At 68.2% G+C, this 18,341-nt stretch carries 12 protein-coding genes and 1 tRNA gene; 4 read left to right on the forward strand and 9 right to left on the reverse strand.

What is annotated here, in order from left to right:
• Window positions 1–2: 2 nt before the first annotated feature.
• The 8 genes from Psi02_RS31395 to Psi02_RS31430 all read right to left on the reverse strand — a co-directional run bounded on the left by Psi02_RS31395 (window position 3) and on the right by Psi02_RS31430 (window position 10,438).
• Complete coding sequence (locus Psi02_RS31395) at window positions 3–869, reverse strand: alpha/beta fold hydrolase (RefSeq protein ID WP_203979460.1); 867 nt, start codon at window positions 867–869, stop codon at window positions 3–5.
• Window positions 870–1,063: 194 nt separating this feature from the next.
• Entirely contained in the window at window positions 1,064–2,383 is a 1,320-nt protein-coding gene (locus tag Psi02_RS31400) for a hypothetical protein (protein WP_203979461.1), read from the reverse strand.
• Window positions 2,384–2,389: 6 nt separating this feature from the next.
• Window positions 2,390–2,776: a cupredoxin domain-containing protein gene (locus Psi02_RS31405; protein WP_203979462.1), complete on the reverse strand. Its 387-nt coding sequence runs from the start codon at window positions 2,774–2,776 to the stop codon at window positions 2,390–2,392.
• A gap of 56 nt (window positions 2,777–2,832) precedes the next feature.
• Window positions 2,833–3,678: a copper resistance CopC family protein gene (locus tag Psi02_RS31410; RefSeq protein ID WP_203979463.1), complete on the reverse strand. Its 846-nt coding sequence runs from the start codon at window positions 3,676–3,678 to the stop codon at window positions 2,833–2,835.
• 300 nt (window positions 3,679–3,978) lie between these two features.
• Window positions 3,979–6,915: an FG-GAP repeat domain-containing protein gene (locus Psi02_RS31415; RefSeq protein ID WP_203979464.1), complete on the reverse strand. Its 2,937-nt coding sequence runs from the start codon at window positions 6,913–6,915 to the stop codon at window positions 3,979–3,981.
• Between the two features lie 701 nt (window positions 6,916–7,616).
• A complete protein-coding gene (locus Psi02_RS31420; RefSeq protein WP_239095316.1) occupies window positions 7,617–9,137 on the reverse strand; it encodes a serine/threonine-protein kinase in 1,521 nt (506 codons plus the stop codon).
• A 342-nt stretch (window positions 9,138–9,479) separates the two neighbouring features.
• Window positions 9,480–10,004, reverse strand: coding sequence for a DNA-directed RNA polymerase subunit beta family protein (locus tag Psi02_RS31425; protein WP_203979465.1), 525 nt, complete (start codon window positions 10,002–10,004; stop codon window positions 9,480–9,482).
• A gap of 348 nt (window positions 10,005–10,352) precedes the next feature.
• Window positions 10,353–10,438, reverse strand: a tRNA-Leu gene (locus tag Psi02_RS31430).
• A 216-nt stretch (window positions 10,439–10,654) separates the two neighbouring features.
• Here Psi02_RS31430 and Psi02_RS31435 point away from each other — a divergent pair.
• The 3 genes from Psi02_RS31435 to Psi02_RS40350 all read left to right on the forward strand — a co-directional run bounded on the left by Psi02_RS31435 (window position 10,655) and on the right by Psi02_RS40350 (window position 14,856).
• A complete protein-coding gene (locus Psi02_RS31435; protein WP_203979466.1) occupies window positions 10,655–11,965 on the forward strand; it encodes a M20/M25/M40 family metallo-hydrolase in 1,311 nt (436 codons plus the stop codon).
• A gap of 94 nt (window positions 11,966–12,059) precedes the next feature.
• Window positions 12,060–12,683 carry a hypothetical protein gene (locus Psi02_RS31440; RefSeq protein ID WP_203979467.1) on the forward strand — a complete coding sequence of 208 codons (624 nt, stop codon included), beginning with the start codon at window positions 12,060–12,062 and terminating at the stop codon, window positions 12,681–12,683.
• A gap of 208 nt (window positions 12,684–12,891) precedes the next feature.
• Window positions 12,892–14,856 (forward strand): chaplin family protein, encoded by a 1,965-nt coding sequence (locus Psi02_RS40350; RefSeq protein ID WP_239095317.1) that lies wholly within the window; start codon window positions 12,892–12,894, stop codon window positions 14,854–14,856.
• A gap of 329 nt (window positions 14,857–15,185) precedes the next feature.
• Here the strand turns inward: Psi02_RS40350 and Psi02_RS31470 are convergent, their stop codons facing one another.
• Window positions 15,186–15,371, reverse strand: coding sequence for a DUF5703 family protein (locus Psi02_RS31470; RefSeq protein WP_203979468.1), 186 nt, complete (start codon window positions 15,369–15,371; stop codon window positions 15,186–15,188).
• 282 nt (window positions 15,372–15,653) lie between these two features.
• On the opposite strand from Psi02_RS31470, the gene topA reads away from it, so the two are divergent.
• Complete coding sequence (gene topA, locus Psi02_RS31475) at window positions 15,654–18,329, forward strand: type I DNA topoisomerase (protein WP_203979469.1); 2,676 nt, start codon at window positions 15,654–15,656, stop codon at window positions 18,327–18,329.
• The last annotated feature ends 12 nt before the right edge of the window (window positions 18,330–18,341 follow it).

Raw genomic sequence — 18,341 nt, forward strand, 5'->3', positions numbered from 1 at the left:
GGTCAGGCGGCGGACAACCAGGTCAGTACGTCCGGCAGGACGCCGAGGGCGCCGAAATGTGCGGCGCCCTCCTGAATGACCACGCGGGCCCCAGGGATCTGCCGGCCGAGCCAGCGGGAGTGGTCGACGGGTGAGAACACGTCCTCGTCCCCGTGCCACAGCAGCGTCGGTACAGAGATGTCCGCCGGCTGGAATCCCCATGGCGAGGTGAACGCCAGGGCGTCGTCGACCCACCCCGCCGCAGAGGTCCGGACGGCCTCCGCGAAATTGTGGGCGAGCATCAGGCGGATTCCGAAGTCCGCCATGACGTACCTGTCCGGTTCGGGGAGGTCGTCGTCGAAGGCGGGCACCAGCCGGGTCGGATCCGCTCGTATCCGCTCCACGGTGGGCGAGAGCAGTTCCATCATCGCGGCGTGACCGGTCTCTGCGGCCTTGTGCTCGATGACGTTGGACGGCGTCATGCCGTTGAACCAGTCCAGCCCTTCCGCTTCTCGTGGCGCCAGGGCGACGAGGGCGGCCACGCGCGTCGTCCTCTCGGGCAGCAACCCGGCGCAGGCCAGCGCGTGCGGAGCCCCTCCTGAGCGGCCGATCACCGCGAAGCAGTCGATGTGAAGAGCGTCGGCGATGGCTTCCACGTCGCCGGCGGCGTCGGCGACGGTCCGGCCCCTCCTCCGGTCGGACAGGCCGTACCCGGGCCGGTCATAGCTGATCAGCCTGATGCCGAGCCGGTAGAGGACCGACGCGCGCGGAAACGGCCCCAATCTGCTCCCCGGTGTGCCGTGTAACAGGAAGACCGGGCTCCCCTCCGGCTCACCCCTCTCGTCGACTGCCAGCGTCCGTCCGTCATGAGCCTTCACGAACGTCGTCAAGGCACCTCCCCGTCTCCCGATCGCAATTTTCCCTTATTGGTGCCTTTCGTCATATAGCTGTTTCTGACGAATATTCCGCACCGCAATGAAAGTGCTGGGAAAACTGGGGTGCGATGACATGAAACGTGATCACCCGATTAGAGGAATTGCGCCATAGCCATTCCGTTGACGTCTATGCGGAATGGCCGGGCGTCTCAGGCGGCGAACAGGAGCAGCAACCCCATCACGGTGTAGAGGACCATCAGCACCAGCAGGGGGATCTGCCCGGCGACGGCGGTGCGCCGCGGGAGCAGCGCCAGCGCACGGTCGTGGGCCAGCACGGTGCCGATCACGTGGCCGATGACGATGACCGTCACCTGGAGCATGGCGATGCCCGCGGGGGTGTTGCCGAGGCCGCCGACCGTCCAGCCGGCGGTGCCCAGCCAGTCGGCGCCGGTGCTCAGGGGGTCGGAGAGCAGCGCGATCGTCCGCTGCCCTTCGAGCAGAAAGAGCGTGTAGTAGTGCGCGACCAGATAGCCGACGGCGATCGGCACGATCGAGTGGGCGAGCTCGCCCGCCATGACGCGTGGCTCCGTCGCGCCCCGTCGGCCGGCCAGGGCGGTCGCGCCGAGGAATGCGGCGAGAACGAGGCCGATCACGACGACCAGGCCTGCCGTCCCCATGACGGGCGCCGGCAGCGGGCTCTCCTGGACGAACCGCACCCAGGCCGGGGTTCCGGAGAGGCTGTCGTACATCGTGGAGCCGAGGAGCACCACGACGAGCACCGGCAGACCGGGGGCCGGTCGTAACCCGGACATCCCGTCGAGGGAGTTCCGCCAGGCCACGACGCCGTCATCACGCCGCACCACGGGAGCGAGCCTGCCGATGAGGCCGCTGTAGGCCTCGAACGCGTCTCCCTTGTCGAACCACCGTGCTCCGAAGACCGCCGCCCCCGCCAGCATGAGCACGGCGTACGCGCCCAGCCAGATCCCGATGACGGGCAGGGTGGCCCGGTCGGGGGCGACCAGTTCCAGCCACACGAACGCGAACAGCCCCGCGGCGGCGGGCCAGTAGCCGAGCCCGTCGGGCAGCGGCAGCAACCCGGCGTCGGGGTCACGGCGCAGCGCCCTGGACGCCAGCAGGTGCAGCGTCCGCAGCGGGTTGAGGGCGCGCCACACCGGCCCGAACAGCAGTGAGACGGGAATGAGGCCGACCCAGAACAGGACGTAGAAGGCGCCCGCCGTCGGGTTCTCCACCTGGTCGGGACCGAAGATCAGGCCGATGCAGAAGTACGCGGCGACGACGAGCCCGGCCGTCCGCCAGATCCGCACCCAGGCCTGGGAGGAGACCGCCCGCTGGAACAGATCGGAGAACGGGCGGACCCGTGCGAGCGGCCCGCCCAGACGGGGCTCGGTCCACAACATGCCGAGGGCCGCGAACGACACCAGCAGCGCGATTACCGCACCCGCGAGCGCGGCGGAGAACGGGATCGGCAGATCCTGACGGCCGCCGACGCCGTGAGCGAGCAGCACCACGCCGCCCTAGCGGACCGCGAGCTGGAACAACTGCAGGCCCGACTCGTGCGTCTCGACCTCGAACAGGCCGTCCTGGTCGGCGACGAACTCGATCGTCGCCGGCGTTCCCGGCTGCAGGCTCGCGGCCTTGTCATAGCCGTGCACGTGCGCCTCGTCGGCCACATCGCTGGTCACCGTTATCCGTACGGTCTGGCCCTTGGTCACGTCGATCCGGCCCGGGGGAGGAGTCACACTCTTCGCGGCGATCGTCACATTGATCTCCTTGGCTCCCGCCACGGTGCTGGAGGCGGTGTCGGCACTCGATCCGGAGCAGGCGGCGGCGCCCCCCAGCAGGCCTACGCCGAGCACGAGGCCGGTGAGCAGCGAACGGAAGCGGGCAGGGTTCGGCGTCATGAGTGCTCTCCTGGGGGTGGAGGAGGGGGAATCCCTGTACTGGCGGAGGAGGTGGTTCAACGTCGCTTCGCGGTCTTGCCGCGTGGAGCCTTGCGCGGAGCGTCCACGCGCTGGGCCAGTGGTGATCTCCCGGGTGGGCCGGGGGCACGCCGGGCAGGAGCCGCTCCACCGGGTGAGGGCCGACGTGCGGCTCTGACCACCATGAAGCCCGTCCCCACGACGAGGACGGCGGGAATCAGCCACACGAGCACGCCGGTGCCGGAATCGTCCTGCGCCGCGGCCTGCGCGCCCACCGCGGGCGACGGACCGCCCGTGTCGCACCCGGTCTCCGGCACGCCCCGGGGAGTGCAACCGGCCGACGGGCTGGCGGACGTCGAGGTGCCGGCCTGCGGTACGGCGGCCGACGTGTCAGCCGCCAGGAGCGAGGCGTCCGGCTGGTTGGCCGGGGTCTGCCAGCCCTTGGGAGCCGCCGTCATCTTGCCCTTGTACGTGAACCTGAGCTGTCCCTGGACGTGCTCCCCGTCCGAGGCGATCGTCATGTACTTCGCGGTGTAGACACCCTGTTCCGGCCAGTACGCCACGGGGATCTTCGCGGGGTAGCCGGTGTGGTAGAGCTTCGGCTGCCAGACGCCGTCGATGAGGTGGTCCTCGCGGACCGGCTCGTCGAGCCGCTTGGGCTCATCCGTCAGCCACTGGCGGTCGACCCGGACCCCGCTCGGCGTGGTGACCGTGAAGTACGAGTTGGGCGCGGGCGGCTCGGTGAAGTAGAGGGAGACCGCCTCAATCGGCGCCCTGACCGTGCTGTCCTTGGCCGGGGTCGACATCCCGAGTTGGCCGTGGGCCGAGGCGGGCGACGACATGGTGGTCATGGCGGCGCCGCTGACGAGGGCCGCGAGGAGCATCAGGGACAACCGGCTCAGCCGCCGAGGGCCGCGACCTGTGACTGGTGAGGAAGAGGCCGGTGCTGGCGAAGAACGCATGACTTGGGACAAGCGCGGGGCCGATCCTTTCCGGTACCGAACACGTGCGCCGACCACGTCATACGTCGAGTTGTTCTCCCATGTTCGCCGGGTGCCGACCGGCTTACGCGAGAGACGCCTGGGGCCACATTGTCACCAGCAAGTTGATCGAGCGTCAACCCTCCGAAAACGGTGCGGGCCGGACACGTCGAGTGACGTGCCCGGCCCGGGAGTCGCAGACATTTACACGAGCGACTTGTAGTTCTTCCAGCCGGTGCCGATTCGGGTTTTGGTTCCGAAGGTGCTGTGGGTGTTGCCGGAGTAGCGGTAGAGGTTGCCTGCGGTGTCGCGGGCCAGGAGGTCGTTGTGACCGTCCTGGGTGAGGTCACCGATGCCGACGACGGCGTTGTAGCCCTTGAATCCGGAGCCGATCTTGACGCGACTGCCGAAGCGGTTCTTGCCGCCGAACCAGCGCCACAGGTTGCCGGATTTGTCGGTGCCGATCATGTCGCCTCTGCCGTCGCCGTTGAGGTCGCCGACGCCGACGAGCTTGGTGTAGCCGGCCTGGCCGGTGGCGATGCGGACTCGGGCTTTGAAGGCGCCCTTGCCGGTGGCGGCGTAGAGCCACAGGGCTCCGGCCTTGTCGCGGGCGACCAGGTCGTCGTGCCCGTCACCGGTCAGATCGCCCGGGGAGGTCAGCAGGTTGTACCTGTTCCAGCCCGTGCCGATCAGCGTGTACTTGCGCGAGCGCGAGAAGAACGGCAGGCCCGTGCCCCGGTACACCCGAACTGCGCCTTTGGAGTCACGGACCAGCATGTCCGCGTACCCGTCGTCGTTGAAGTCGCCGATCGGCACCAGCAACGACGAGGTCGGCCAGTTGGCGGTATAGCCGGACTTGCTCAGGGTCTTGTTGGAGCCCGTCCACGAAAGCGCCTTACCGTCCGTCCGTACAGCCACCAGGTCGGGAACGCCGTCGCAGTCGTAGACATGGACAGGCGTACGGCCGCAGTACACGGTGACGGCGCCGCTGCCCACTTGCACAGCGGTGGTTCTCCCGTCGTACTTGGCGGACAGCTTCCAGGTGTACGCCCCGCTGTCGGGGATGGCGCCGTTCGCTTCCTTGCCGTTCCACGAGACGACGATGGGGCCGTCGCCTCGTGGGGCCGTCCCCCGCAACGTCGCCACCCGGCGACCGGTGATCTTATGGAAGGCGCTCATCTCCCAGGAGTCCACCGGGCGGCTCAGCCAGATTTCGGCGTACCAGGGTATAGATCCCCTCGGCCTGACGATGGCCGGTGTCTGCATCGTGCCGATCACGGGCGCGGAGTTCGCCACACCGTCGACGTGTACGTGCACGCGGCCCGCGTCGTCCAGGTAGGCGATGTGGCCGCTGTACTTGTCCACAGCCCAGGTGATTCTGCGGTCGTCCTTGAGCTTGCCCGCCGGCAGGGCGACCAGAACGCGTTCCGCGATCGGGCTGCCGGTGTGGAAGTCGGTGAGCTTCAACGCACCGGTATTCCGGTCATGTCGAACGACGTAGCCGTCCCCGAGCATGGACGGCCCCGAGGGCACCGCGAACCCATGGTTTTTCGCCAGGTCGTACACCCCGGCCTGCTTGCCGTCCCCGCAGGACCAGTAGAGCCAGCGGGCGCTCGCCTGCATCTCGGTCGGCACACAGGCGACGCCGGTCTTCACCGTGCGGACCGGCTTGCCCGGGGTGGAGGCGTCAAGTGTCAGCTTCTCCGCCGTCACCGTGCCGGACGTGCTTGTGGATGCGCTCCACAGCGTGTCGTACCAGAGAGCCGCAGCCTGCACGGGACGGCTGCGCACGATCTTGCCGTGGTCCGGAGCGATGACGTACTGCGTCTTCGGATTGATGCCGTCGACCACCACATAATCGGCGGACGCGTCTACGACCTGTCTGCTGGTGATGTCAGGGATGCCCGGCTCCGCGCGGTCAGGCAGTTGGGTCTTCGTGTGAGACGGGCGGGTCTCAAGGTAGGTCAGACCGTCCGCCCCGGTCAGGTACGAAACCCCGTTGCGATTGCCTTCCACCGTCCGCACGCACTGGGAACCCACCGCACACTTCGCGATGGAATAGGCATCCGCGTACACCGACTCTGAATCACCCGCGACAGGTATCGCTCCGATGCCCACGTCACGCTGATCAATGCCGATCTCGCTCTGGGAGGTGTCCACCACGGTGAGTTCGCCTCGGTAGAGGTTCAGTCCCAGCACCTGGGCGGGCAGGGGAGGCAGTGGTTCGATCACCTTTTGCGTCAACGTTCCGTCGGAGCCTTCGGTGAACCGGCGGATCGCCCAGTCGTCGATGCCGGAGCCGCCGACCGACAGCACGCTTCCGTCCACCGCCCTGTTCAAGTTCGTGTAGTGACTGAGCAGGGTCTTCGGCTCGCCACCGTCGAGCGGCCGGGCCGTCACCCGCCGACCGAGATAGGCGTGGGGGTCGGTCTCCGGCTCCGAGGTCAGGAGGGTGCCGCCGATGAGTGCCTCGGGTCTCGAATCCGCAGGGTAGGAGAACTCCCGCGCCGGGGCCGAAGGGTCGTCGCGGGGCACCCAGTGCAGGGTGTGGTCGGCCGCCTGCCACCAGGCGAGACGGTCGGAGCTGAGCATGACGTGAGTGTCCCAGCCCCCCACGTCTCCGGGTATGGGCGTGAAGACGGCGGTGGCGGCGTCGAGTACGGCGTAGTGGTACGTACCGCCGTGGCCGTAGAGGATCACCGCGGACCGATCGTCCGCGGCGCCCCGCTGGACCTCCTGATAGCTCAGAAACGCCCCCGAGGGGATTCCAGTGATGGGGAGAGAACCCGTGGATCCGGGGGCGGCGTCGATCAGGACCCCTGACCGGCCTCTCGCCGTAGGGGTGTTGTCGAGCGCCAGCATCTTGTCGCCGATGGTTCCCATGAAGCGGTAGTTCGGCGGCAGTTGCACGTCATGCTGTTCGCCGGTGTGCGGATCGAGCGGGGTGACCCACCCGGCTCCTTGCGTCGGGCTCGGCGACAGGACGAGTTGGACGTCTCCCGCGCCGATCGCGTAATGCAGGGAGCCGGTCGGCAGCCAGGCGACCGGCACGCTCGTCGACTCGCCGGATGCGAAGTCGGTCCAGGCCGGGGTGTCCGCGGTCTCGTCCTGGTGAAGGAAGCCGGTGGATCCGCCCCCCATCAAGCTGGCCCCTTGAGGGTGGGCTCGAGTACCCGGCAGGATGACGATCTCCTGGGATGCCGCGGCCTCCGCAGGTGGCGCGCTCGTGGTAAGTGGTACCGCGGTGGCGGCGAGCGCCGCTGCCGCTGCCGCCAGGCAGTGGGTGATGCGCCGTAAGGAACGTCCTCGTCGGCGCGGTGACTCAGCCGGAACGTGGGTCGATGGCCCCACGGATCCTCCTTGGTGATGTCTCGAGGCTGCGTGGTACAGCGGAGGACGGCGCGGGATCATCGAACCATGAGCTTGTCGCCGACACGATCTCCGCTCGGTTGGGACCCCGAGGGCAGCGCAGCCGTCATGACGACCCGTGGATGGATCTTCGTCGTGTCGGCCGGTGGGTGGAAAGGGCTGCCGGGTTCACCGTCATGAGGGAGGACGGCCGACAGGCCCGGGAGAGTACGGCGCAAGGCTGCCTCTTCTTGGGGGGAGGAGAGAGGCAGCAGAATACCGTTCCAAAGCGAAAAAACAAGGCCATTAATGCGTATACGACTCGTACTTATCTATTACGGCAAGAGCCGCATATCGGTCATCAGCACCTCGCTCACCGCATGTGTACGGCCGGCGCTCTGACACTACGACGCCCTGCAGTCGATCGCCGATCTCGTCGACGGAGCCGCCGGAACGAACTGAGGGCGCGACGGCAGACCGCAGCGCCGGTCATGTCAGCGAAGGAGTATGCCCCTGACCTTGCCGGTGAGGCTCAGGCCGGCCTGCCACTCCAGAGTGAACGGCTTCCTGAGATCATCGGGCATCGGAAAGACCGCGTGGTCCGTGAACTTCTTGCCGGCCTTCACCGTCCAGTCCTTCCGGTGCGGATGGGCGGAACAGAAGGTCTCCTTCGAAGGGACGGCCTGGCCGCCGGCCAGCATGATCAGACTGGCGGTGGGAAGTTCGTCCTTACAGGTAAGCTGCCGCGTCCGTCCCCGCGGGCGGTAGTCGACATACGCGGTCAGAGTGTCCTTGCCCACCTCGAAGTAGTTCAGGACGAGAATCCACTGGCTCCCGGTATAGAACTGCCGATTGATGGGATATCGGCCGGGGGCCGGCCTCTTCGTTTCTGCCGGAGTCGTTTTGACCGGAGTCGCCGACGGGCTCACGCCCGCTGCCGCCTTCTGCGCGACGGCCGAACTCGTCGCCGTGGCCTTGGCTTCCGGTGCCCCGGCTTCCAGGTCCCGCGTGAGCTGCAGCACGGTGACCAGGCCGCCGACGAGCAGGACGCCGACGACGACCCCGGTGATCGCGGGGCGACGGGCCCATGACCGCCGAGGAGGGCTCGGCGACGTCTCCACCGAGGTGGCGTACTGGGTCAGGCGAGTGGTCAGCGTCGGCGGCAGCCAGTGGACCGTCGTGTCCGTGTCGCTCATCATCATGGTCTGGATGACTTGCTCGACCGTGGGACGCGCCTCCGGGTCTTTCGCAAGGCATCGGCGCACCAGCGACAGGATCGGCTCTGGGCAGTCCGTGAGCGTGGGCTCCTCGTGCACGATCCGGTAGAGCACCGTGGCGTCAGGGCCCTCTCCGAAAGGGGTGCGGCCCGTGGCCGCGAAATAGACCGTGGAGCCCAGGGCGAACAGATCGCTGGCGGGGCCCGCCGGCTCTCCCCGGGCCTGCTCCGGCGACATGAACCGCGGCGACCCGATGCGCAGTCCGGTACGGGTGAACGGCGTGCTGTCGGCCGCACGAGCGATCCCGAAGTCGATGACCCTTGGCCCGTCCGGGGCGAGAAGGACATTGGACGGCTTGAGGTCGCGGTGCACGATTTCGGCTCGGTGGATGGCTTGCAGGGCCTCGGCGATGCCGGCGACCAGCACGCGCAGGGTGTCGACCGGCAACGGCCCGAGTTCCGTCACCGCCTCGGCGAGCGAGGGGCCGGGGATGCACGCCGTGGCCAGCCATGGCTGCGCCACCCGGGTGTCGGCGTCGACGACCGGGGCGGTGTAGATGCTCTGCACCCGTTGCGCCGCCTCGATCTCCTGTTGGAAGCGTCGGCGGAACTCGGGATCCTCCGTGTATTCGGGCCGGATGACCTTGATCGCCAGTCGCCGCCCGCTCTGGGTGCTGCCCAGGTACACCCTGCCCATGCCACCGGCGCCCAGCCGGGCGAGAACGCGGTAACCGCCGATCTCGCGCGGGTCATCTGCGGCAAGGGGTTGGAACGGCGGATCGGACCATGCCGACTGCAAGGGGGCTCCTCCATCGCTCGGCAAGAACACGCAGCAACATAATGCGCCATTCACCCATTACTAGGCGATCTCCAAGCGACGACCATTCGCTGGTCGTTCTGCGAACTCTCACGTACGCGTAGAAGGCCACCGGAGTCTGAGCCACTGCGAGGCGAGCCGGTGACGGCAGTCGAACAGGGGCGACCCCCCACGGCCGCGCCGACATGCCCACGGCCTCGATCTCGAGGGCGTGGGCAGGCGCGGTCCCGCCGGGCGGAGGACACGGGTGAACTTCCGCAGGACGGGACCTGGGCTCGGCCGGGGGAAATCGCGACCCGAATCAGCCGCTATGCCGAGGAGATCTCAGGACGTGAAGATGGCGAACTCGTCCTGGCCGTACGCGCAGGGCCACACTTCGGACGTGGTGGACACCGCCAGGCATCGGCCGTTCGCGCCTTCGTGCCAGGAACGGATGAAGTGCACATTGGCGCCGGAGACGGACCCCGTTCTCTGGAGCAGCCATTGCTGGTTCTTCGCACCACTGCAGGGATAAAGGTAGACGGCCTGGGTCGTCGTCGTGTCGAGTGACTTGTCGATGCACAGGTTGCTGTAGCGCAGTCTGAACTGGACGATCCACTGGCTGTTGTAGATGTCGACGACGGTCATGTCGAATTGGGATGTGCCGCCGCTGAACTGGAGTGCCAGGCGACTTCTGGAAGTGACGCCCGTTGCCGCAACTTTCTGGGAAAGGCTGTTCTTCGGGCTCATGGAAGCGACGTACGTCGCGTAGACGGCGGCATTCGCAGGAGCGGACGGCACCGTGAACAGCGCCGCGGCTACGAGAATGCTCCAGGTGACGACAAGAGACCGACGGATGACGTTGCGCATGACTCCCTTTCCTCGGGCGAACACTCTTCTGTTGTGGCCGGCTCCGCTGTGTGATGCCGACTGGCGCCAGACTATGGTGATCAATCCCAATTCGCGCACATTGTGAATTAACGGCCGGTCATCCAGCCTCGCGCCGGGGAATCGACGGGAAAACGCCGACTACTTATGTGGGATTTGTCCGTAACCGAAAACGGTGTGGGGGATCCCGATGCCGCCCGTGGGCGCCTGCAGAGTCCGAAGATCGGCCTGAGGCCGCCCATACCCTGGAAAACAGAAATCCGGGCCGAGGAGAACCTCGTCCCGGATCAGCCGATCATTGAAAATGATCGTTGCTCAGAAGTGACTCTGTGTCCGAGGGGGGACTTGAACCCCCATGCCCATCACTGGGCACTAGCACCTCAAGCTAGCGCGTCTGCCTATTCCGCCACCCGGACGTGGTGCCTGCACGCGAGACCGTCATCCCGCGTCGGCTGATACAGATTAGCACTGTCCCGTGGCTGGTTCATACCGAGAATCCGGCGCCGTACGGCTTGTGCCCGGCCCGTGGTGATGGCCCGGGGCGACCGGCGGCAGGATGGAGACGCGAGCCGTCCAGGCCGCCTGCCGTACAAGATCGCAAGCCGACCCGGCAGCGAGCGCGAGGAGGCGCAATGACCCCATTGAACGGCGAGGACGAGGTCGTCGAGCTGTGTGGCGACCTCATCCGGATCGACTCGACGAACGCCGGGGACAACTCCGGTCCCGGTGAGCGGAAGGCCGCGGAATACGTGGCGGCCAAGCTCGCCGACGTGGGCCTCGAGCCGCAGATCCTCGAGTCCGACCACGGGCGGGCGAACGTGATCGCCCGCGTCGAGGGGGCCGACCCGGGCAGGGACGCCCTGCTGCTCCACGGGCACCTGGACGTGGTGCCGTTCACCGCGTCCGACTGGCGGCACCATCCACTGAGCGGCGAGGTCGCCGACGGCTGCGTCTGGGGGCGCGGCGCGGTCGACATGAAGGACATGGACGCCATGATCCTCGCCGTCGTACGGCAGCGCCTCAGCGCCGGCCGCAAGCCTCCGCGTGACATCGTGCTCGCCTTCACGGCGGATGAGGAGGCGGGTGGCAACTACGGCGCGCAGTGGCTGACGGAGAACCACCGTCACCTCTTCGACGGTTGCACGGAGGCGATCGGGGAGGTCGGCGGCTTCAGCGTGACCATGGGCGCGCAAGACGGCGGCTCACGGCGGCTCTACCTGATCGAGGCGGCGGAGAAGGGCATCGCCTGGATGCGGCTGACCGCCAAGGGCAGGGCCGGTCACGGCTCGATGCTGAACGATGAGAACGCGGTCACCGAGCTCGCCGAGGCCGTCGGCCGTCTCGGGCGCTACGAATGGCCCGTACGGCTCACCTCCACCGTTCAGGCCTTCTTCGACGAGGTTTTCGAGGTCGAGGTGAAGGCCGAGGACGCTGAGGCGGCGGTGGCCGAGCTCGGCCTGCTCGCCCGCATGATCGGCGCCACGCTGCGCAACACGGCCAACCCGACCATGCTCGCGGCGGGATACAAGGCCAACGTCATCCCACAGGCGGCGACGGCTCACGTCGACGGGCGGTTCCTCCCGGGCTACGAGGACGAGTTCTTCCAGACGGTCGACGAGCTGCTCGGGCCGAACGTCACCAGGGAGTTCGTCTACCACGACGTCGCGGTCGAGACCTCTTTCACCGGGCCTTTGGTCAAGGCCATGGCCGACGCCCTGCATGAGGAGGACCCCGGGGCGAAGGTCGTGCCGTACACGCTCAGTGGGGGGACGGACCTCAAGGCCTTCAGCCGGCTCGGGATCCGCGGGTTCGGCTTCGCGCCGCTCCAACTTCCCCCGGACTTGGACTTCTCCGGGATGTTCCATGGCATCGACGAGCGGGTTCCGGTTGATTCGCTCCGATTTGGGGTTCGAGTTCTTGACCGATTCCTCGATTACTGCTGAGAAATCTCTTGTGATCACGTGGTGTGCGGCTACAGTGACTCTGCGTTGAGGGCGGGATCCGCACCGGGCGGACTCCACGGACTCGGGAGGTCGTGTGACGCGCACGCCGGAGCTGCAGTGGGGGGCGCTCATGCCCGCCGCTGTCCGGTGCGCGTCCGCCGGTCCCGAGTCCGGCAGGGGAAACCGGATGGCGCGGTTCGCGGCCGGTTCCCGTCTGGGTCCGCTTCTGGCCATCGGCGGGCTGATCGCCGTCGGATGGCTGCTCGGTGTGATCTTCGGTGTCTTCGGCACGGCGACGTCCGTGGCGCAGACGGCCCTCTCGCATGTCGCTGCCGGATCGGCGCTCTCCGATGTTTTCCCCACGGCGGACTCCAGCGGATCGCTCGCGACGAGCGCCGACGGGGTCTCCACGGGGAGTTCCGGTGATTTCCCCACGGCGAGTGACAACGCCCCGGCGAACGCCGCGGCCATGGCGGGGCGCACGGTCGACGGGCTGACCAGCCAGTCGAAGCCCGTGCTCCCCTCACCGTCCACTGTGGACCACGCCCCGGACAACCATGGGCTGGTCCCACAGACGGGCAGTGGATCCTCCATGTTCGGGGATCTCGCGCGGCCCATTCTCGAGCCGCGTCTCTCTTCGCTGCCCGCCCCCTTGGCGGCAGTGGTTCCCCCGGTCGTCCGCACAGCGGCGGATGACCCTTCTTTCTCTCCAGACTGATCCCGCCTCGGCACCGGGTCCCCGTTCGACGGCGACCGGTGCCGGCGCCTGCCCTGAGCCGTTCACATGCGGCCCGGCGGGTTCCGCGCGGGTGACGCGGAATCTCTTCATCTCGTGACTGACGATCCAAGGTCCAGTGGTGCCTTGGCCTGGACGCATGTCCCGAGTTGTCAGGAAACCCCCTAAGAACGACATAGGAGCATTCATTATGCGAACGTGGGCGAAGGGCTCAGCCCCCGCAGCGTTTCTCGCCGCCGGCGTCATGGCCCTCGGCAGCGGCACGGCTCACGCCGACACCGTGGGCGACGGCTCGATCGGTGGCGGCAACCAGCTCAACCTGCCGATAACCGTGCCGATCGACATCAGCGGGAACGCCGTGGCCATCGCCGGCGACGCCGACGCGTCCTCCAAGGGCGGAGCGTCGGTACAGGGCGGGAACGGCGGTGGCATCTCGGGCCGGACCTCGGGGGCGCACAGCATCCTCGGCGGCAACCAGGCCAACGTGCCGATCACGGCGCCGATCAACGCCTGTGGCAACGCGGTGTCGTTGTTCGGAAACGCCGACGCGGGCTGCAAGGGCGGCTCGACGGTCAAGAACTCCGGCAGCGGCGGCGCCGGCGGGAACGTCACCTCCGGCCGCTCGTCCATCCTGGGCGGCAACCAGATCGTCGCGCCGATCACGGCGCCGATCAACGCCTGCGGCAACTCCGTGGCGATCTTCGGCAACGCGACCGCCGGCTGCAAGGGCGGCGCCTCGGTCCAGAGCTCCGGCAGGGGCGGCGCGGGCGGCAACCGTACGTCCGGGCGCTCGTCCATCCTGGGCGGCAACCAGATCATCGCGCCGATCACCGCGCCGATCAACGTCTGCGGCAACTCCGTCGCCGTCCTCGGCCGGGCGTTCTCCGGATGCCAGGGCGGCTCGTCCGTCTCCGGCGGAGGCGGCCACGGACACGGCGGTTACGGCGGCTGGAAGGGCGGCGGCCACGGCGGCTGGAACGGTGGTTGGAAGGGACACGGCGGCTCGACCGGCCGTAACACCACCGACGGCCGTTCGTCCATCGGCGGCGGCAACCAGGTGGTCGCGCCGATCACGGCTCCGGTCAACGTGTGCGGCAACGCGATCGGCAACGGCAGCGCGAGCTGCGGTGGCGGCGTCAGCGTCAAGCAGCCGAAGCCGGGTGGCTGGAGCGGTCGTAACACCACCGACGGCCGTTCGTCCATCGGCGGCGGCAACCAGGTGGTCGCGCCGATCACCCTGCCGATCAACATCTGCGGCAACGCCGTGGCGCTCGCGGGCGACGCCTTCGGGGGCTGCCGCGGCGGCGCGTCCGTGAAGGGCGGCTGGGGCGCGGGTGGCGCGGGCCACAATGTCACTTCGGGCCGTTCGTCCATCCTGGGCGGCAACCAGATCGTCGCGCCGATCACGGCGCCGATCAACGCCTGCGGCAACGCCATCGCGGTGCTCGGCCGGTCGAACGCGAACTGCGCGGGCGGCGCCTCGGTCCTCGGCGGTGTCGGCGGAGGCCGCAACACCACCTCGGGCCGGTACGGAATCCTCGCGGGCAACCAGATCGTCGCCCCCATCACGGCTCCTGTGAACGTGTGCGGCAACGCCGTCGCCGTTCTGGGCGACGCGGCCGCCGGCTGCCTGGGCGGCGCCCAGGTCGGCTCGCACCACGGCCGTTACGACCACCACGGCTGGGGCCGGACGCAGCACCAGGCCGCGTCTCGTGACGCGATGTCCGCGCTTCCGGGTGTCCCGGCGCTGTCGGGCCTCAAGGAGGCCAACGGCGTGCCCCAGCAGATGAGCGCCGCCGCCGCGCCGTCGGCGCCGTCCGTGGGCGACCTGCCGAGCATGGCGGGCCTCCCCGCGCTGCCGGGCGCGCCCATGGGTTCCAGCACGCTCCCCAGCGGCAGCCTGGACAAGACGGCGCGCACCCTGACCGGTCAGGACGCCGTCGGCGGCGTGACCGACGCGCTGCCGGTGAGCGACCTCGGCGAGGCCACCGACGCGCTGCCCCTCAAGAACCTCGGCCTGATGAGCGCGGAGCAGCCGGTCGGCGTGACCGGGATGAACTCCGGTTCGCTCGCCGCCCTGCTCCTTGGTGCCATGTTCGCCGCTTCGGCGAGCCTGTTCGCCGTGACCCGGCGCATCCGCGTCGGCCGGAAGTGACTCCAGCCCGAAGCGACTCCGGCCGGGGACGACCCGGCCGGAACTGATCCCAGCAGGAACTGGTTCCGGCTGGACGTAGCACCAAGCCCTTCACAGCTTTCCGCCGGAGGACGCCCGGTAGAGGTGGTTCTGGCGGAAAGTAACAAATATCACTCGTCCGAGTCAGGGTGAGGGACGGCGCATCAGTCGCCTGTCCAGCGCCGGGCGCGGACGACCAGAGACGCTCCCCCGCCGTCCAGGCGGTGGTGAGCACAGATGCTTTGCCCGTTCCGGGGGCGCGGCCCGGGGCGGGCAAAGCGCATTTGTCCGACCGGTCGTGCGACTATTACTCACATCGTCCGAACAGCGCGGATGACCTTGCGGCGCAACCGGACACGTCTGCTGCCGTCGGGATACAGCCGTAGCCGATCGATCTCCCAGCTCCCATGCTGGGCATGCTCCGTCAGCATCTGCCTGGCCACCTCCCGCGAGGTGTCGCGGGGCAGATAGATGTCCATGTAGGAGTAATCCAGCACAGCGATTAGTCTCCGAGGGCGTGCTAGGGAACCCGAACGGCTCTATTCTGCGTCCTCGTGGATAACGGGTCCAGGTGGGTTACATCCTCGGACAGAACCGGGTAGCCCGAGAGGGAAGGACTTGCGGATCCAGGTACCTTCAAATCGGCTCCCTGGCCGGGGACGAGCGAGGCGGCAGGCGCTGTGCCGCCCGGGGCCGGAGAGACGAAGGACACCAGTGATCGGGAACGCAAGGCCCGGAAACACGGGGAACGAACAGCGAACAGCGAGGTAGGAAGCAGCGTGCCAGCCAATAACGGCAACGCCGGCGGAACCCGCCTGGTGATCGTCGAGTCGCCTGCCAAGGCGAAGACGATCGCCGGGTACCTCGGGCGCGGCTACATCGTGGAGTCCAGCATCGGGCACATCCGTGACCTCCCGGAGAAGGCCGATGACATCCCGGAGAAGTTCAAGGGAGAGGCCTGGGCACGTCTCGGCGTCAACGTCGACCATGAGTTCGAGCCGCTGTACGTCGTCAACCCCGACAAGAGGTCGCAGGTCTCCAAGCTGAAGCAGCTGCTCAAAGAGGCCGACGAGCTCTACCTCGCCACTGACGAGGACCGCGAGGGCGAGGCCATCGCGTGGCACCTTCGTGAGGTGCTCAAGCCGAAGATCCCGGTGCACCGGATGGTCTTCCACGAGATCACGCCGCACGCCATCCAGGACGCGGTGTCCAATCCCCGCGATCTCGATCTCCGGCTCGTCGACGCTCAGGAGACCCGCCGGATCCTGGACCGCCTCTACGGCTACGAGGTCAGCCCCGTCCTGTGGAAGAAGGTCAAGCCGCGGCTGTCGGCAGGCCGCGTGCAGTCGGTGGCGACCCGGTTGGTCGTCGAGCGCGAGCGGGAGCGCATGGCGTTCACCGCCGCCAACTACTGGGACCTGCAGGCGCTGTTCGACACGGGCCGCGCGGCCGACGACCCGAGCACCTTCACGGCCACGCTGACCGGGGTCGACGGCAAGCGCGTCGCCCAGGGCCGCGACTTCGCCTCCACGGGCACGTTGAAGAGCGCGGGCGTCCTTCACCTCGACGAGGCGTCCGCCGGAGCCCTGGCGGGCAGGCTCTCCGGCACCTCCTACGCCGTCCGGTCCGTCGAGCGCAAGCCGTACACGCGAAAGCCGTACGCGCCGTTCCGGACCACGACGCTGCAGCAGGAGGCGAGCCGCAAGCTGGGCTTCTCCGCGAAGTACACGATGCAGGTCGCCCAGCGGCTCTACGAGAACGGGTTCATCACCTACATGCGTACCGACAGCATCACGCTGTCGGAGACGGCCGTGGCCGCCGCGCGAGGCCAGGCCATCAAGCTGTACGGCGCGGCCTACGTGCCCGACAAGCCGCGCGTCTACACGAGCAAGGTGAAGAACGCCCAGGAGGCCCACGAGGCGATCCGCCCGTCCGGCGAGGAGTTCCGCACGCCCGGCGAGACCGGGCTGTCCGGCGACATGTTCCGGCTGTACGAGCTGATCTGGCAGCGCACGGTCGCCTCCCAGATGAAGGACGCCGTGGGCGAGTCGGTGTCGGTCAAGGTCGCCGGCACGTCGAGCACAGGGGAGAGCGTCGAGTTCAGCGCCACCGGCCGGACGATCACGTTCTACGGGTTCCTCAAGGCGTACGTCGAGGGTGCCGACGATCCGGCGACCGACCGGGACGACTCGGAGAAGCGACTGCCCAACCTGGCCGAAGGCGACCGCCTGACGGCGAGGGACCTGACCGCGCTGGGCCACTCGACCAAGCCGCCCGCCCGATACACCGAGGCGTCGCTGGTCAAGGAGCTGGAAGACCGCGAGATCGGCCGTCCGTCGACGTACGCGTCGATCATCGGGACGATCCTCGACCGGGGGTACGTCTTCAAGAAGGGCACCGCCCTGGTGCCCTCCTTCCTGGCCTTCGCCGTGGTCAACCTGCTGGAACAGCACTTCGGCAACCTCGTCGACTACGACTTCACCGCCGACATGGAGAAGGTCCTCGACGACATCGCCAACGACCGGGCCGAGCGGGTGCCCGAGTTGCGCCGGTTCTACTACGGCGAAGAGGGTGACGAGGGTCTCAAGGAGATGGTCACCGACCTCGGCGAGATCGACGCCAAGGAGATCAGCTCGTTCGCGATCAGGGGCAGCGACATCGTGATCAGGGTCGGCCGGTACGGGCCGTACCTCGATCGCGAGGGCGCCCGGGTGAACATCCCGGAGGACATGACCCCCGACGAGTTGACCGCCGACAAGGCCGAGGAGTTGTTCTCGCGCCCGAACGGCGATCGCGAACTCGGCGTCGACCCGGCCACCGGCCGCACGATCGTGGCCAAGGACGGCCGGTTCGGGCCCTACGTCACCGAGATCCTGCCGGAGGAGCAGCCGCCCGCCGACACGAAGAAGCGGACCAGGAAGGCCGACGTCGTCAAGCCGCGCACCGGCTCGCTGTTCAAGACGATGTCCCTGGACACGATCACCCTTCAGCAGGCGCTGATGTTGCTGACGCTTCCCCGCGTGGTCGGTGAGATCGACGGGGAGGAGGTGACCGCCCAGAACGGCAGGTTCGGCCCGTACATCAAGAGGGGCACGGACTCCAGGTCCCTCACGTCCGAGGACGACCTGCTGACGGTCACGATCGAGCAGGCCAAGGAGCTGTTCGCGCAGCCGAAGCCGCGTGGCCGTGGCCGGGCGGCGGCCGCACCGCCGCTGCGTGAGCTGGGTGTGGACCCGAACTCCAAGAAGCCGGTCGTGGTGAAGGAGGGCCGCTTCGGGCCCTACGTCACCGACGGGGAGACCAACGCGTCCCTCCGCAAGGGCGACGGGGTCGAGGAGATCACGATCGAGCGCGCGGCCGAGTTGCTCGCGGAGCGCAGGGAGCGGGCACCGGCCCCGAAGAAGCCCACCACCAGGGCCAAGACGACCACGAAGAAGCCCGCCGCCAAGTCCTGAGGCGGCGGGCGG

Source organism: Planotetraspora silvatica, assembly GCF_016863315.1.
Classification (GTDB): Bacteria; Actinomycetota; Actinomycetes; order Streptosporangiales; family Streptosporangiaceae; genus Planotetraspora; species Planotetraspora silvatica.

What these genes read in the sequence shown, in the direction of transcription:
- Psi02_RS31405 (WP_203979462.1), bottom strand. Translation starts at nt 2,776, where the DNA reads ATGACGCCGAACCCTGCCCGCTTCCGTTCGCTGCTCACCGGCCTCGTG.
- Psi02_RS31410 (WP_203979463.1), bottom strand. Translation starts at nt 3,678, where the DNA reads ATGCTCCTCGCGGCCCTCGTCAGCGGCGCCGCCATGACCACCATGTCG.
- Psi02_RS31415 (WP_203979464.1), bottom strand. Translation starts at nt 6,915, where the DNA reads ATGGGGGGCGGATCCACCGGCTTCCTTCACCAGGACGAGACCGCGGAC.
- Psi02_RS31425 (WP_203979465.1), bottom strand. Translation starts at nt 10,004, where the DNA reads ATGCGCAACGTCATCCGTCGGTCTCTTGTCGTCACCTGGAGCATTCTC.
- Psi02_RS31435 (WP_203979466.1), top strand. Translation starts at nt 10,655, where the DNA reads ATGACCCCATTGAACGGCGAGGACGAGGTCGTCGAGCTGTGTGGCGAC.
- Psi02_RS40350 (WP_239095317.1), top strand. Translation starts at nt 12,892, where the DNA reads ATGCGAACGTGGGCGAAGGGCTCAGCCCCCGCAGCGTTTCTCGCCGCC.